We start from the raw sequence: 15,901 nt of genomic DNA, 5'->3' as shown, positions 1-15,901 counted from the left end.
CGACCACCTCCACCGACGACGCCACCCCGCACACTCCCAGCCAAGCACCGCACACAGGCAGCCGTCAGCGATTTACCAACATCACCAACAGAGTCACGGCATTGCCTCTAAGTAGGCGCAGTCGGCGACCACCGCCCGGCAGCCGAAGCCCGCCTGGTTCCCGCGGGCCGCGAGGGCAGCCGCCAGCTGCGGCCTCGTGCGGAAGGCCGGATCGGAGCGGCCGCGGGCGAAGTGGTGGGCAGGGGTGTACGGCTGCGCGTGCAGTGGGTAGTACACGCGGCCGTCGGTCCACACCGTGGTCACCGTGACGATGCCGTTGTCCGTCTGGCCCAGCCGGCCCAGCCACTGCCGGCCCACGTGCGCGGTCGCCGTGCCGTCCTTGCGGTCCCCGGAATCGTCGATCACGATGACCCCGCCGTCGTGCGGAGCCGTCGCCGGCTCCTCGCGCAGCAGCTCAAGCCGCCGGTCGTTGACCAGCTCCGCCTCCCAGGGCGACTCGGACAGGAAGAACTGCAGCCGCTGCACCCCCGGCATCCCCGCGCCCGCCACCGGTTCCGCGCCTGCCAGGCAGGTGATCGTCTTGTTCCGCTCCCGCAGCGCCAGCAGCCCGGTCAGGTACTCGCGAAATCCCCGGCGCTGGGCCAGGCTGAAGAAGAGGTCGTCGAACCGGGCCGCGGCGTAATCCTGCACGGACCCGGCGCAGGCGGACACGGACGGCGAGCGGTCATCTTCAGCCCCCAGCAGGCCAGTTGACTCCTACCACCGGCCTACGGCCAACCTGATTTGCCGTCAACACGCGCCACCGCCGAATCTAACGAACTACCGATAAGTAGCCGCGGTGGCTGACCGTAACACTGCCAGTCCAGCATGGGTGAAGCGACTGTCGGCACCGTTCACGCCTGCTCGATGACGCGTCTGTGACTGCTCTCCCCCGGAGCTCGGACCTGGCCCATGAAAGGTAACGCTCTGTCACCATCGGATGTTGGGCCAGAGCCGTTGGCTTGCCCTCTCGTAGTTGTCAGCCGAAGTCGAGCGTCAAATGGGCGCAGTCGGCCGGGGCTGGTCTGGGCGGGCGGCGATGTGCAGGCGTCCCGCGGTCATTCCGTAGCTGGTCAAGTGGGCGTGCACGAGGCGCACCGGACCTTCGAACGTCCAGCCGGGATTTGGTACTTCACTGCCGTGTGGGATCAGTCGTGGATACGATGTTTGCCAGTTTTGAGTGGTACGCAGTTCCTGAGGGGGGATCTTGACACAGCAGCTGGTCGAACTTGCCATGCCCGACGGGCAGACGGTCTGGGCCATGGTTGAACGGCAGGGACCGCGGGACACCGGACTCGGTGAGCAGGTTACGCAGCGCATCGAGGGCTTTCAGGAGTCGTTGCGTACCGTGGCGGCGAACGTGCGTGCCGCGGTGGCGACCGCTCGGCCGGATGAGGTGGGGGTCGAGTTCGGGCTGGAGCTGGCTGCGGGCAAGCATGGTGTGGTCGCGGCCTTGGCAGGCGTTGGTGGGAAGGCTGCGTTCAAGGTGACGCTGAAGTGGACCGCACCGGGACCCGACGCTGGGGAACCTGCGCAGCCGGATCCGGTTGTGACGCCTGCGTCCTCTGACGAGGCGTGAATGTTCTGCCTCGCCAGACGGATATGAGATTCCGGCACTCGCTATGCGTGGATTCAACCCGATCGCAGCTCTCCAGGAGCTCCTGGAGAGCTGCCGAGTGCTGGTGAACGGTGCAACCGAGGGCACGGGATTTTTCGTTGCCCCTGGATTCGTCGTTTCCTGCGCCCATGTCGCCGGCACTGAAGCGGGTCTGCCCGCACGGGTTCGGTGGGGTGATCAGGACTATGAAGCGGTGGTCGTAGCGGCCTCTGCGGACGCGCCGGACCGGAGCGGTGCGCTGTTTGCGTTCCCCGACTTGGCTGTTGTGGAGCTCGTCGATCCACCGGACGGTCATCCTTGTGTGTGGCTCGACGCGGGCGGGCCCCCGCAGGGGACTGAGTTGACGGCGGTGGGCTTCACAGACCTGCTCGAAGCAGGCGCGGCTGCGCCGCGTCGGGTGATGCTGACCGCTGGCGGCCGCACCGCCCAGGCGGGCGGCCAGCTGGTGGAGCTCGTAGCCGGGGAGATCAATCCGGGGCTCTCCGGGGGGCCCGCGCTGAGCCATTCCAGTGCCCGCGTGTGCGCGGTCGTCAAGGCGACCCGCCTGGAGGACACCACCATGGGCGGCTTCGCAGTCCCCGTCGATGCGCTGCGGCTGCTCGATCCGGAGGTCTACCGGAACGTCATCACGAAGCACGACCAATTCCACCAGTCGGACCCTCGATGGTGCAGGCTGTCCCATCGGGTGGACCAGAGTCCCGACGACAAGTTCTCCGCTGCCATCGACCGACACTTTCTCGGCCTGCTGTCTGCGCTTTCGGATTCCCCCGATCCGGATCGATCACACTCCGCTGCATTCCTGGCTGTAGCCGCGCCTGGTACGCCGCTGCCAGAGCGACCGATGCTCGCCCATCGGGACGTCTACACGGAGTTGACCGCACTCATGCCGCCGCCGGACGGTCAACTTCCCTATGAGCTCGCCTACTGCGCCGACCTCGTCCGTGACCTGGCACGGGCACCGGCCCAGGCATCGGACGCCGTGACAGCGTTGCGCGACAAGGTGCTGATCGCCGCTGGCCGGCTGGAGCTGGGCGACGGGGTGCAGGCCAGGCTGGCGGGCGACGGAGTGCCTGCACGGCGGCCCTCTGTGATCGGCAGGGTCCGGCATTCGCTCCGAAACCGGAATCTGTACCACGTCATGGTCTGGCGGTTCCGGTCGCCGCACGACATCGTCCCAGGTGGTTCGGAATCCTCGGCCCTGCCCCTGCGGGAGGCACTCGGTCTGCTGTCCGAGGCGCTGGCTGAGCAGATCGCTCTCATGGTTGACACTCCCCAGCGCCGCGGGCTCATCGAACTGATCCTGCCGCGCGAAGTCCTCGACGAGGATTTCGCCGACTGGCGGCTGTGGCCGGAGGTCGGGTACTGGGCGCTGGGACGCAAGTACGACCTGGTGGTACGGCCCCTAGAACGACACGAAGCTCCGCATCTCCACGCGGCCTGGGAAGAGCGCTGGCGCCATCTGGAAGGAAAGCGGGTGGGTGAAGCACTGGTCTGTGTCTGCGGGCGCGACCGTCAGCGCCAGGCAGCGCTCGACGCCCTGTTCAACAACGACCCGGCGCTGGCCGCGCTTGCGCTGGCCGGGTCGCCGCGCCAGTCGCCGGTCACCGACGCATACACGGTCGCTCTCACGTCCGGAGTGCCGATGATGTTGTGGCGACGCGGTTCCGTGCCCGGGCCGCCGGTCTGCGGGAGGCCGTGCGGAATCCCGGGCCGGGACGCCTGCCCCGATCCGGAGTTCCTCACGCAGGCACGTGAGGTCCTCTCCGCCACCTCGCGTGACGAGGTTCCGGACAGGATCTGCGTACTGCGTAGTGATGCGGAGCTCGATGCGGAAGACGAGGGTCACATCGGTGAGCATGTCGTCCTGCTGTGGGACGACCCCAGCCGACGGATTCCTCGCACTCCCCTAGCCCCGGCTGCCAAGGTTGAGGAAGGACGAGCCGTTGAGTGAGTGGAGGATCTATCAGGGCGTCGGCGAGCCGCACGATGGCATCGACCGCCTGCCCGATCCGCCGCCGTGGCGTGACTTCGGCAACGCCGAAGATGAGGTGACTCTCTTCGACCGAGAAGTACCCGTGCAGGGCCGACGCCGGCTGCCGCGGGCCGCGGCCTACCAGGCCGACACAAACATCGTCGAGGCAGTGAACACGGCCCTCTATCTGCGCAGACCACTGCTGGTCACCGGAGACCCCGGCGTCGGCAAGTCGACGCTCGCAGACGCGGTCGCGGGCGAGTTGAAGCTGGGCACGGTGCTGCGCTGGCCCGTGAACAGCAAAACCACGCTGCGCGACGGGCTGTACCGGTACGACTCACTCGGCCGCCTGGAGGAGGCCGGTGTGAGCAGGCACCAGCCCCAACCGGGTGCGCAGCCGCAAGCGGCGGGGCCCGGCCGGTATGTCAGCCTCGGCCCGCTGGGTACCGCTCTGGCCCCCTACCGGCTGCCGCGCGTGCTGTTGATCGACGAGATCGACAAGAGCGACATCGACCTGCCGAACGATCTCCTCGACGTCTTCGAGGAAGGCGGCTTCGAAATTCCCGAGCTGGCACGGGCCGCGGACACGCACGAGGAGGTCAAGATCCGGCCAGCCGACGGCGGCGAGCACGTAACGGTCCGCCGCGGCATGGTCCGCTGCCGCGCCTTCCCGTTCGTCGTCATGACCAGCAACGGGGAACGAGACTTTCCCCCCGCGTTCCTACGGCGGTGCGTCCGCCTCCCCTTGCCAGCTGTCACCGACGATGAGACGCGGCTGCGGGCCATCGTGCGCGCCCATCTTCCCGAGGCCGACGACCGGGCGGAAGAAATCATCGCTTTGTTCATGGAGCGGGCGACGACCGGTGAACTCGCCACCGACCAGCTGCTCAACGCGGTCTATCTGATGAGCCGGACCGTCCGGGAGGGCGCGCCCGACCAGGACGGAATCGCCCGACTGGTGCTCCAGCATCTCAACACGACAGCGCCCCTCGAGTGACAAGCGACAGCGGCGGCATCGCACGCCTCGGCGCGCTGCTCGGCGCCCTCGACCCCGACGGGCTGCCACCCGGTCCACGCGAGGTCGCCGAGCTGCTGTGGCTGGCAACGAATCTGCCTGCAGGGACCCTCATCCGGGCGCATACATCACCTGACGAAGGCACTGGCGGTGAGACTCCGCCGTCTCCCCCAGGCCAAGAGGCGGCTGCCGCCGATGCCCCAGGGGTGGCCGCCGATGAGGGTGATGCGGAGCCGAAAGGGCGCCTGTACCTGCCGGACAGGAGCGCCTCAGGCCAGCAACGCACCCGATTCCATCCCGCCTCCCTGATCCGAGTCGCCGGCGCCCCCGCTCTGCCACGTCGGCGTGCTCTGGCCAGGGCGCTGCGGCCGCTCAAGCGCCGGGTGCCCTCGACAACACGCCTGGTCCTCGACGAGGAAGCCACCGCCGACCGCATCGCCGACGAGGCCCGGTGGATGCCAGTCCTCGTGCCAGCTCAGGACCGATGGCTCGACCTCGCACTCGTCATCGACGTCCAGGGGGACGCCGCCACCCTGTGGCAGCCGCTGGGCCGCGAACTCCTCGGCGTGCTGCAGGTTCTCGGCGCCTTCCGCAGCATCCGGACATACTGGCTGCGTCGTCGTCCCGATGGCACGCCCGGGCTCGCTGCAAGCCCACGTCAGGCACCACGCTCGGCCGCGACCGCGAGCGATCCCACCGGCCGCACGACCACACTGCTGCTTACCGACGGAGTCGACCCGGGCTGGGGCACCGAAGCCCTGCGCGGCATGCTGCGACAGTGGGCACGCAAGGGCCCCACTGCAGTACTGCAGACCCTGCCCGAGCATCTGTGGCAACAGACGGCACTGGCACCGGAGCCAGGCCGCTTCCGCAGCACCGGGACGCCTGGCTCCTCCTCACGGCTGCACTTCAGCCCCTACACCCTCGGCTCTCGCGCCCTGCAGCAGGGCGAGATCCCCGTGCCAGTGCTGGCCATTCATCCGGAATGGCTGGCCCCCTGGGCTGTGGCCGTCGCGGGCACCTGCGAGTTCGACGGCGCAGCAGTACGCCTGCCGGCGGACGACGCCGCAGCGGGCCACGCCCTCACGGCACCACCCTCCGGGCAGCCGGTCGCCTTCGAGGACTTCCTAGCACAGACGCAACCTCGCCCTTTCCGCCTCGCCGCCTATTTGTCCGCTGCCCCGCTCAACCTCGCCATCATGCAACTGGTGCAGTCCTCCATGCTGCCGGACAGCCCGCCCTCGGACCTTGCCGAAATCGTCTTCAGCGGCATCCTGCGCAAACTCCCCACCAGCAGCACGGACAGCGACCCCCTACACCAGGCCTACGAATTCGCACCCGGCATCCGCGAGCAACTCCTCAGCACCCTGCGCCGCGACGAAGCCGCCCAGGTGATCGCCAACGTCTCCGCCTACCTCGAGCGCTATAGCCCAGCCGGCGCTCCACGCTTCACCGCCGCAGTCACCGATGCGGATGGCCCACTTCTCCTGCCAGCCGATACACAGCACTGGGCCGAAGTGCAAAACCTAGTACGCCGTCGCCGACACCGCAGGGCTCCGGTGGGCTCTAGCCCAGCCGATGACTTCCTTGCCACACGGGGGGCAGCGGGGAGGGGCGGCATCCGGGCGATGGCCCGGGACGCCCCGCCGTACGCCCACCGTGAAAGCGCAGCGTCACCGGTGGGGCGGCCCGTCCGGGAGGCCTCGACCTCCTACGGAGAACAGTCACTGCCGTCCGTAAGACGCGACGCGCACGCTCCGCTGCTCGAGGCCGTCCGTCGGGCTGCCCACGGCGCCAGCGGCATCGTTCTCGTGGTGGGAGAACCCGGCTCAGGCAAAACCTATGCGATCACGCGGGCCCTCCAGTGGGTCCCGGACGACTGGCGCGTGTGGTCGCCCGACCTGGCACTCACACTGACGCAAGGAGCACCCAGGGTCGGCCAGCGAACGATCGTCCTACTTGAGGATCTGGAGGCGTACGCGGAGCTTCCCGGGTTCACCATCGACTCCTTGGCAGGCACCGTGTGTGACCTCGCCGAGAGCACCGAGCAAGCCCCTGTCCTGGTCCTGGGGACGATGACTCCCTCGACCTGGGACACCCTTGTGGCGAAGGCCCAAGAGAATGTTTCCGACGAGCACAACGGCTGCCGTCGTCTGATCGCCCGCGCCGAGGTCATCTCGCTATCTTTGACCAGCCCCGAGCCTCCCCGATGGCAAGGCGAACCATCACGCACACGGCTCGTTGTGATCGCCAACACCACGGATCCCGTACGCGCCGGGAGCAAGTTCACGCACCTGGGTACGGGCTTCCTCCTGACGCCCCGTCTGGTCCTGACCTCCGCGCACATCATGGATCAGCCCGGACCGTCCGGGACCGTGAAGGTCAGCAGGAGTCAGAGGCCCCTCACCGCGGGCACCTGGGTCGACTGCCGCGTCCTGTGGAGGAACAACGCCTCTGACGCAGCCCTGCTCCTGGCCGACCTGGACCTCGCCGCGAGCACCACCGACAGCCACTTCTCCACTCCCGGCTGGGCGGAGCCGAGTACCGAGGCCCTCAGCCCCTGCCACATCACCGGCACCACCATTGCGATCATGACGTCCCGCACAGGCGCCTATCTGGCGGGAACCCTGTACCCCACCTCCACTCATCCTGCTGCCTCGTACGAGTTCGAGCCTACCGACGCCCTCTCCAAGCCCAGATCGTTTACGAGAGGCCTGTCCGGGGCCCCGGTCTTCTTCGGAAGTCACCTCGTGGGCCTTGTCGCCGCACGAGCAGACCGCTCCAGTCGCCTTCGGCTCAGCGTGGTCAGTATGGGGACTCTGGCCAGTGACCCCTCCTTCACAGAGGTCTGCAGCCAGTACATGCCGCGCGTCCCCCGCCTGAACGTCCTGCCATCTTCGGCTCCAGCCGGAAACAGGCGGACAAGCGACGGAGACGGATCGGCCACCGGACCCCGACCTCTGCGGGTGTTCATCTCCTACGCCCACGAAAACAGCAACGACGCCCATGCACAGGATGTCCGCAGCCTGGCACTAATGCTTCGTGCCGAAAGCATCGAGGTCCGTCTCGACCACATCGATGCTGACGTCTCCCGGGACTGGACGGCCTGGATGCGACAGGAAATCGAGACCGCCGACGTCATCGTGGTGATCGTCTCCCCCGCGTACAAGCGCCAGGCGGAAGGTGACACTTCAGCCGGGGTGCCCTACGAAGCCCGCCTGCTCCGCAACGAACTCGTCCACGCCCCCGGAGACCACAGCCGGCTCATTCTGCCTGTCCTCCTACCAGGCAGCACCACCGCGGATCTCCCCACCTTTCTCACCCCCTTCCACCCGATCGCTATCAGCTCACTCACGAGAACTGGCATCGCCGACCTTCTGGCTCACCTCTCTGATCGTTCCCCTGCCACAGACCCAGGCGAGCAGGCGCGCCGTTACAGCAGCCTGGCAGAGCAGTACTGGGATGCCGGACGTCATCGCGACGCACTTGCCGTCGCCGGCCAGGCCATCGACGCCATGAGACGGTTGGCCTCAGAGAACCCGGCCGCCTATCAACCAGCCCTCGTCTCCACCCTCGTCATCCAGTCCGACCGTCTGGCCGAAACTGGCCTCATCCGCGAAGCGTTGCAGGCCGCCCGCCAGGCCGTTGAGGTATCTGAGACCCTGGTCCAAGCCGATCCCGACGCCTACCGCACCGTCCTCGCCATGGCCTGGTCCACTCTCAGCAACCGACTCGCCGACAACGGCGAACGGGAGCAGGCACTTGCAACAGCCCAACGGGCAGCGACCCTCCGCCGACACATGACGGACACCACCTCGCGGGCGTACCAGTCCGACCTTGCGCGGTCACTGTCCAACCTCAGCAACCGGCTCAACGACCTCGGACGGCATCAAGAGGCACTTGACGCGATCAACGAAGCAGTCGGCCTGTATCGACACCTCGCGCAAAACGACCCCCACACCTTCCTTCCCCTCCTCGCCACCACGCTCAACAACCAAAGCGATGCCCTCCGGGAGGCAGGCCGACTGACAGAAGCAGTCAACGCACTCGACGAAGCCGTCGACATCCTCCGGCAGTTCACCCGCACTGATCCTGACGCCGGCATTCCCTCTCTGGCCAGCGCACTGATCAATCTCAGCTCGATGCTGTCACAAACGAGACGCCATGCAGAGGCCCTGGATATTGCCAGGGAAGCGGTCGACCTCTGCCGTCAGACGGCCGAGGCAGGCCCCGCAACCGCCATCGCTCGACTGGCGGCAGCACTGCACAATTTCGGCCTTCGCCTATCGGAGGTCGGACAGCCAGCCCAAGCACTCGCAGCCATCGACGAAGCCATTGCGATCCGTCGGCACCTCGTAGCGGCCGTGGCGGATGCAGCCCTTCCTGACCTGGCACAGTCACTGAGTGCGGCCGCATGGGTGCGCTCAAGCCAACAAGGGGATCTGGACAGAGCCTTGAAAGAGGCTCGGGAGGCTGTGGGTATTTTCCGCCAGCTCGCCGTTCAACGGCCTGATGTGTTCAACAGCGACCTAAATCAGGCCCAGTCGGTCGAAGCAGCCGTTCTCGTCGCCCGTGACGCCCCGGACAAAAACAGGAACGCGCGTGAACCGAAACTCACAGGAAAAGTGAAGTGGTACAACAAGGAAAAAGGCTTCGGCTTCTTGACGCGCGACGACGGCGGTGACGTCTTCGTACATTCCTCAGCCTTGCCCGCCGGAGTCGAAATACTCAAACCGGGCGAGCGCGTAGAGTTCCAGGCCACCACTGGAAGCAGAGGGGACCAGGCACGTTCAGTCACCATCCTCAATCCTTCTCCGCCCGTGACTACGGCGCAACGTGAGCCGCAGGAGCTGGCCCATATCGTCCGAGACCTGACAACCCTTTTGAAAAACACCACGCCGATACTAGAAGGGGGCCGCTATCCCAACAAGGCCACCGGGAGAAGCATTGCCAGCCTACTGAGGACTGTTGCCGACCAACTCGATGAATAATATGTGGAGGAGTTCACCCGGGACGAAGCGGTCGCGACAACCGCCGCGACGAACCTGCTGCGCAGGCCGGATGTCGCGTTCAGGGCGATGAACGACGACACCGCTCGCTTCCAGGTCAACCAGGCTCAGACCGAACGCAGCCGACAGGACCGCGGAGGTGATGAACCCGTCGAAGCCGAAGCCGGTCTTCAGGATGTTGTTGAGGTAGGCGTTCTCGCAGGCGTACGTTCCGTTGACCGACGAGTACGAGCACATCGCCGAGGAGGGGTGCGCCTTGGCGACGATCGTGCCGAAGGCCGCGGTGTAGATCTCGTGTACGACCCGGTCGTCGACGATCGCGTTGTCGGCGGGCGTGTTGCGGTTGGTTTCCTGGTTGTAGACGGCGTAGTGCTTGACTTGGGCCATGGCGCCCTGCGATTGGATGCCGTTGATGTCGGCGGATCCGATCTCGCCGGTGAGGTACGGGTCTTCGCTGTAGGACTCGAAGGCGCGGCCCCACCGCGGGTCGCGCACGATGTTGACCGTCGGGCCGAGGTCGACATCGACGCCCTTCGCCTTGTCCTCGGCCCCGATCACCTGCCCGTACGACTTGGCTAAGGAGGTGTCGAAGGAGGCAGCGACAGCTGCCGCGGCAGGAAGTTGGGTCGTGTCCTTCATACGCACACCGACCTGGCCGTCCTGCATCTTCAGCGCCGGGATGCACAGCCGGGCGATGCCCGGAATGAGGCCGGCGTACGAAGAACTGGCGGCGCCGTGCACCATCTGGATCTTTTCGTCCAGCGTCATCCGGGCGAGCACCTGCTGGGCACGCTGGGTGGGCGTGGCGTGCTGTCCGACCCACGGGCAGTCGGCGTTCGCGGTCGCCGCCGGTGCGGTGGTGGGGGCGATCAGGCTGCCGCCGAGCGCGGCGCAGGATGCAGCGAGCACGGCGGGCCATCGCATCAGACGCATGGCAACTCCTTTCGGTTCGTGTTGGGGGAAGCCGCGCCGAACGTGCGTGGCGCGTGCGGCAAACGAGTTCCACCGCGGCGTGCCCGGGGGCGACACACACGAGCCCGAGCGGGCTTCGGCCGCGGCTCGAACGGCGACTGGTCGGGGTCGACTGTCATGGCGGCAGAAGCGTGCTCGGTCCCCCATCACAGCGACGAGGCACCGCAGCTCGTTGAACCGTGGCGGATGTCATGGCCGGCTGAGGGTGAAACGGGCGCGCAGCAGGTCTGCGGCGCGGGAGCTGTGGCCGACGAGCAGGTCGAACGCTCCGGGCTCGACGATCCGGCGCCCTTCGGCGTCGACCAGGGAGCATGCCGCGGCGGGGATCTCCAGCCGGACCCGCACGCTGTCCCCGGGTGGGACCGTGACCTGCCGCCAGGCCTTGAGTTCCTGCTGTGCCCACGTGACGCTCGTGATCAGGTCGCTGATGTAGGCCTGCACGGTCTCCAGTACCGGCCGGGTGCCGGTGTTGGAGACGGTTACCTCGGCGCGAACCACGCCGTCCGGTGGCACGACTTCATCGAGGATGACCAGGTCGGTGTACTCGACCGTGCTGTAGGACAGACCCTCCCCGAAGACGAAGAGTGGTTCCTGGGTCAGGTCGGCGTAACGGTCACCATGCTGGCCGCGCACCTGGTTGTAGTAGACGGGCTGCTGCCCGACATGGCGTGGCACTGACAGGGGCAGGCGTCCCGACGGCTCGATGAGACCGAGTACGAGTTCGGCCACCGCCTGACCGCCTCGCATGCCTGGGTTGAACGCCTCGATCAGCGCTGCCGCCGCCAGCGCGGCGTCGGGCAGTACCGAGGGCTTGCTGTGGACCAGCACCACGACGACGGGTGTGCCGGTGGCGACGAGCGCCTCGAGGAGGGCGACCTGTCCGCCCTGCAGCTCCAGGGTCGCGGTCGAGCAAGTTTCACCCGTCAACGCGACGGTGTCTCCGACGACGGCGACGACGTAATCAGCCGCGCGCGCGAGGCTCACCGCCTCCGCGATCAGAGCATCGTCGACGGGCGCGGGCGCAAACAGGGGCGGACGTGGCTGCCCGTCGGGGTACACCGGTCCTTGCGGGTCCGGTACGACGCGGCCGATGTCGGCGCCGCGGGCGTAGGTGACCGTCCACCCGTCGGGAACGGCCGCGCGGAACCCGTCGAGCACCGTCGTGACGGTCTCGCGCGGGTGGCCGTCCGGCATCCAGTCCACCTGGCCGGATGCGCCGGCCCAGTCGCCGAGCATGGCTTGGGGGTCGTCGCCGTTGGGGCCGATCACGGCGATCGTGCGAGGGCCCCCGGCGGTTACGGTGTGACCCTCACCGTCTACGGTCAGTCCGCCATCGAGCGGCAAGGTGCCGTCGTTGCGCAGCAGTACCAGGGACCTTCGGGCGATTTCGAGGTTGAGGGCGTTGTGCTCGGCGCACGCGATCACGTCGGCCTGGCGTGCCCGGTCCGGCGCGCGGGGGTTTTCGAACAGGCCCAGTTCCAGTTTCAGTTTCAGGATCCGCCGGACTGCCTCGTCGATCTCCTCCTCTCGCAGCCGTCCCTGCGCGACTGCTTCCTGGGCGGCCTCGAAAAAGTCCGGCGTGGTCATCACCAGGTCGTTTCCGGCCTGCACCGCGACCACTGCCGCCTCCACGGCGTCAGCGCAGACCTTCTGCTCCCACACCATCCGACCCACGTTGTCCCAGTCGGTCACCAGCGTGCCGGTGAACTCCCACTCGCCCTTGAGGACGTCGTTCAGGAGCCACTTGTTCGCCGTGATCGGGACCCCGTCGATGGCCTGGTAGCCGAGCATGAACGTGCGGCAGCCTTCGCGAGCGACCCTCTCGAACGGCGGCAGGAACCATGAGCGCAGCTTGCGCCGGCTCAGGTCCGCCTCGCTCGCGTCGCGTCCGCCCTGCGTTTCGGAGTAGCCCGCGAAGTGCTTGGCGCAGGCCAGAACTGCGGTCGGGTCGTCCAGTCCCGCTCCCTGATAACCGCGGACCATCGCGGCGCCCAGCTCCCCGATGAGCAATGGGTCCTCCCCGAAGGTCTCGTTCACACGTCCCCATCGCAGGTCGCGGGTGATGCACAGCACCGGCGAGAAGGTCCAGTGGATGCCCGTCGCGGCCACTTCCACCGCGGCGGCCCGGGCCATGCGCTCGACGAGCTCGGTGTCCCAGGTGCAGGCCATCCCCAACTGCGTGGGGAAGATCGTGGCACCCGGCCAGAACGAGTGGCCGTGGATGCAGTCGTCAGCGACGAGCAGCGGGATGCCCAGCCTGGTGGCTGCCGCCAGCTTGACGGCAGCGTGCATGCGCTCGGGCGAGGCGTGCAGGATCGACCCGGCCAGCTTCGTGGCCACGACGTCCTCCAAGTCGCCCCGGGCGTCCAGCTGCAGCATCTGTCCGACCTTTTCCGGCAGCGTCATGCGGGCGAGCAGGTCCTCGAGGCGTTCCTCGATGGGCCTCGACGGGTCGCGATAGGCCGGCAAGGTCGTGGTGGCTGAGCCCGCGGGGCGGTCTGGGCGAGAGGAAGGCTCCGCTCCTGTCCCCTGGCACGCAGTTGCCGGGTTCCGGTGTGCTTGTGAACTCATGAGTTCGATCTCCTGGGAAGCTGTCGAGACGGCGCATCCGGGTGTCGTCGCCCTCGGCCTGATGCGCCGCCACTACGACTTCGGTGACGACCGGGCATGCGGCGAGCAGCAACCGCGACGTGACTGGTCACGCAGTGGCCGGATTGCCTGTCGCGGCACCAGTGGACGGGAAGAAGGACCCGAGCTTGCGGTCACGCTCTCCTTGATGCGCCGGCGAGGTCACTGGCGGCCAAGAGGTCGGGCCGGCGGGTTGGCAGGATCAGCGGTGCGCCCTGACGCAGTGGGTGTGTCGCACCCGCCACCTCGACTGTCGTCGGGGGACCTCCGGTCAGCGTAATCGTGGTGTGCTCTGGGCCGATCGCGACATCGAACTCGCGTCCCTGCCACAGGATCCGGCGCAGGGTGATGCCGTCCAACTGAGGTGGCAAGGTCGGGTCGAGCTTGAGTCGGTCTTCCCGCCAGCGCATCCCGCTGAAGCCGTAGAGGAAGACCTGCAGGAAACCGCCCTGTCCGGTGGTGAAGGTGAACGCGCCTCCGTGACGTTGCTCGGCGAACTGGTTGAACGGTCCGCGTATGAACGGGTCCACGCTGCGCCGCATGAAGTCGTAGGCCGCGGACCCGGGCGTCCCCAGTGCGGCGTGGGCGATGGAGTGGATGGAGTCGGTCATGGACGGTCCGTCGGGGTCGGTGCGCGGCACGTAGTAGTCGAGATCGTTCCGCGCGACCTCGGCGGGCATGGGGTGCTCCCAGGGGTACTGCAACATCACCACGTCGGCCTGCTTGATGGTTTCGCCGTCGTAGCCGTCGTACTGCGGGTGGATGCCCAGGTCCTCGTCGAACGGGACCTTCAGGCCGTCGGCGACCCGTTCCCACTCGGGGTCCGCGGCCACGCCCACGACCTTTGCCGCCCCGGTGGCGATCCGCAGGGTCTCAGCGGCCGCGACGTTGGTGTACACGCTGTTGTCGACCGGGAAGTGGTATTCGTCCGGGCCCATCACCTGGTTGATGGCGTATCCGCCGTCGTCGTTGGGAACGGTGGAGCTCGCCCAGAACTCGGCGGCACCCTTGAGCACCGGCCAGGCCTTTTCGGCGAGCCAGTCGCGGTCGCCGGTGGCGAGGTAGTACTGCCAGTGGGCGAGGGCGATGTCGGCGGTGATGTGGTGTTCGAGGTCGCCCATTTCCCAGGGGGGTGGGGTCTGTTCGTCTCCGTGCAGCGCGCTTTCCCAGGGGAACCTCGCGCCCGCGAATCCTGTTCGGGTCGCGTACTCCTGGGCGGCGGCCAGACGTTGCTGTCGATAGGTGTTCATGCCCGCCGCGATGTCCGGGTGCTGGGCCAGCAGCGCTGGATACATCCAGGTCTCGGTGTCCCAGAAGACGTGCCCGTTGTAGCCGTCGCCGGACAGGCCGCACGGGGACAGGCTCCAGTTCACCCCGGCGCGGGTGCTCTGAAGCAGGTAGAACATGCTTGCGCGGACCTGTAGCTGCAGCACCGGATCCCCCAGGATCTCGATGTCGGCCCGCCACAGGTCGTCCCACGCGGCCTCGTGCTCTGCCAGCAGGTCCCTGTACCCGGTGTCCGCTGCGGCCGCCGCGGCGGCGCGAGCAGCCGGCAACGGGTCTTCGCAGTCCTGGGAGCTGGCTACGCCGATGTACTTGGTGACCGTGTACGTGCTGCCGGCTTTCACGTCGAAGGTTGCCTGCACGCCAGCCGACTGGACCTGGTCGGTCTCGAACTCGGTGACGTGTGCCGCCACCCCGGTGGGCAGTTCCAGTCGCGACGCGAGCGCTGCGGTGATTCCCGTGCCGAGCGTCGTCACCGTCTCGTACGACTCGGCCGCCGTACCGTCGTAGCCCTTGCTCGACTGTTCGCTCAGCCGTGCGCTGGTCCCGTCGAAGACACCGGACACGCGTGCGCTGCCACTCCAGTGCGGGGTGAAGGTGAGTTGGGCCGCGGCCACGCGATGCCGGGCCCGGTGGACCAGTACCTGATAGGTGAGATCGGTGCGGCGGCCCGCCGGTGAAGTCCATGTCGTTTGTGTGGTCAGCAACCCAGCCCGCAGGTCCAGTGTCTGCCGGTAGTTGCTCACCGCTCCCTGCTCCGGGTCATCCGGTTCGCCTGCGCGCGCCGCCTGTGGCAGCCGGCCGTAGGTTCCCGACTCGTCGGAGAACGCGAGCGTGGACCAGGTCGGGATGTTGGCGTACTGCTCGACCGGGCCGTCTTGGGCGAAGAAGCCTGCCAGGTGCGCTTGGGCTTCGATCGGCGTCGTCGTGTATCCCGTCCCCGCCGCGGGGATCCGGCCGCCGAAATAGCCGTTGCCGAGGAAGGTCGGCGCGTAGTCGTCATCCGTGTCCGTGGTGCTGAGCGTCCACTCGGTGTCGGGCTGGGACTTTTCGGTGGCGCCGATCCGGAGCTCCCGCTCGGCGGGGACGTCGCCCGTGGTGGTGTGGTCGTCGTGGCCTGGAGGAGCGTGCTCGGACCGCGCGGGTGCCGGGTCGTGGATGGGGTGGTCCTGGTCGGAGGGGTCTCCGTGGGGGGTCATGCGTGCCCTTCTCGGATGGGTGCGGTTCGTGGGCTGGGAGCGCGGGGTGGCCTGGGCGTAGCCCGGAGTTGGGGGGGTGCCTCTATGTCCTTCGTCAAGGCACCCCTGCTGGGTTTGGGGTGATTCGGTCTTGTTGGGGTTATGCGGCGAGCTCGACGTCCGCGG

General features: G+C 67.6%; 7 protein-coding genes and 3 pseudogenes. 6 read left to right on the top strand and 4 right to left on the bottom strand.

All coding sequences use genetic code 11. From position 1 onward, the window contains the following. Window positions 1–93: 93 nt before the first annotated feature. The gene (locus ABZZ74_RS49495; RefSeq protein WP_356950704.1) at window positions 94–690 is read right to left on the bottom strand and encodes a transposase; all 597 of its coding nucleotides are present in this window, start codon (window positions 688–690) and stop codon (window positions 94–96) included. 556 nt (window positions 691–1,246) lie between these two features. On the opposite strand from ABZZ74_RS49495, the gene ABZZ74_RS49490 reads away from it, so the two are divergent. The 6 genes and pseudogenes from ABZZ74_RS49490 to ABZZ74_RS49465 all read left to right on the top strand — a co-directional run. Next, window positions 1,247–1,618 carry a CU044_2847 family protein gene (locus tag ABZZ74_RS49490; protein ID WP_356950703.1) on the top strand — a complete coding sequence of 124 codons (372 nt, stop codon included), beginning with the start codon at window positions 1,247–1,249 and terminating at the stop codon, window positions 1,616–1,618. Between the two features lie 97 nt (window positions 1,619–1,715). Further along, the gene (locus ABZZ74_RS49485) at window positions 1,716–3,608 is read left to right on the top strand and encodes a trypsin-like peptidase domain-containing protein (RefSeq protein ID WP_356950702.1); all 1,893 of its coding nucleotides are present in this window, start codon (window positions 1,716–1,718) and stop codon (window positions 3,606–3,608) included. Then, window positions 3,601–4,626, top strand: coding sequence for a MoxR family ATPase (locus ABZZ74_RS49480; protein WP_356950701.1), 1,026 nt, complete (start codon window positions 3,601–3,603; stop codon window positions 4,624–4,626). The genes ABZZ74_RS49485 and ABZZ74_RS49480 overlap by 8 nt, the downstream gene beginning before the upstream one ends. Beyond that, window positions 4,623–8,987: pseudogene (locus ABZZ74_RS49475) on the top strand (SAV_2336 N-terminal domain-related protein); the annotation flags it as partial. The gene ABZZ74_RS49480 and the pseudogene ABZZ74_RS49475, both read left to right, overlap by 4 nt. A gap of 282 nt (window positions 8,988–9,269) precedes the next feature. Next, window positions 9,270–9,635, top strand: coding sequence for a cold shock domain-containing protein (locus ABZZ74_RS49470; protein WP_356950705.1), 366 nt, complete (start codon window positions 9,270–9,272; stop codon window positions 9,633–9,635). A gap of 3 nt (window positions 9,636–9,638) precedes the next feature. After that, window positions 9,639–9,788 (top strand): annotated as a pseudogene (locus ABZZ74_RS49465) (DUF6192 family protein); the annotation flags it as partial. 54 nt (window positions 9,789–9,842) lie between these two features. Here the strand turns inward: ABZZ74_RS49465 and ABZZ74_RS49460 are convergent. The 3 genes and pseudogenes from ABZZ74_RS49460 to ABZZ74_RS49450 all read right to left on the bottom strand — a co-directional run. Then, a pseudogene (locus ABZZ74_RS49460) lies at window positions 9,843–10,292 on the bottom strand (glycoside hydrolase family 3 N-terminal domain-containing protein); the annotation flags it as partial. A gap of 522 nt (window positions 10,293–10,814) precedes the next feature. Next, the gene (locus ABZZ74_RS49455; RefSeq protein WP_356950700.1) at window positions 10,815–13,094 is read right to left on the bottom strand and encodes a glycoside hydrolase family 3 N-terminal domain-containing protein; all 2,280 of its coding nucleotides are present in this window, start codon (window positions 13,092–13,094) and stop codon (window positions 10,815–10,817) included. 293 nt (window positions 13,095–13,387) lie between these two features. After that, complete coding sequence (locus ABZZ74_RS49450) at window positions 13,388–15,736, bottom strand: glycosyl hydrolase family 65 protein (RefSeq protein WP_356950699.1); 2,349 nt, start codon at window positions 15,734–15,736, stop codon at window positions 13,388–13,390. Window positions 15,737–15,901 lie beyond the last annotated feature (165 nt).

The sequence above is a fragment of the Streptomyces sp. NPDC006476 genome, from assembly GCF_040612015.1.
GTDB lineage: Bacteria > Actinomycetota > Actinomycetes > Streptomycetales > Streptomycetaceae > Streptomyces > Streptomyces griseorubiginosus_B.
This window is presented reverse-complemented; position numbering and strand designations above follow the sequence as displayed.

Coding starts and splice junctions, on each gene's coding strand:
- ABZZ74_RS49450 (WP_356950699.1), bottom strand. CDS start 15,736: ATGACCCCCCACGGAGACCCCTCCGACCAGGACCACCCCATCCACGAC.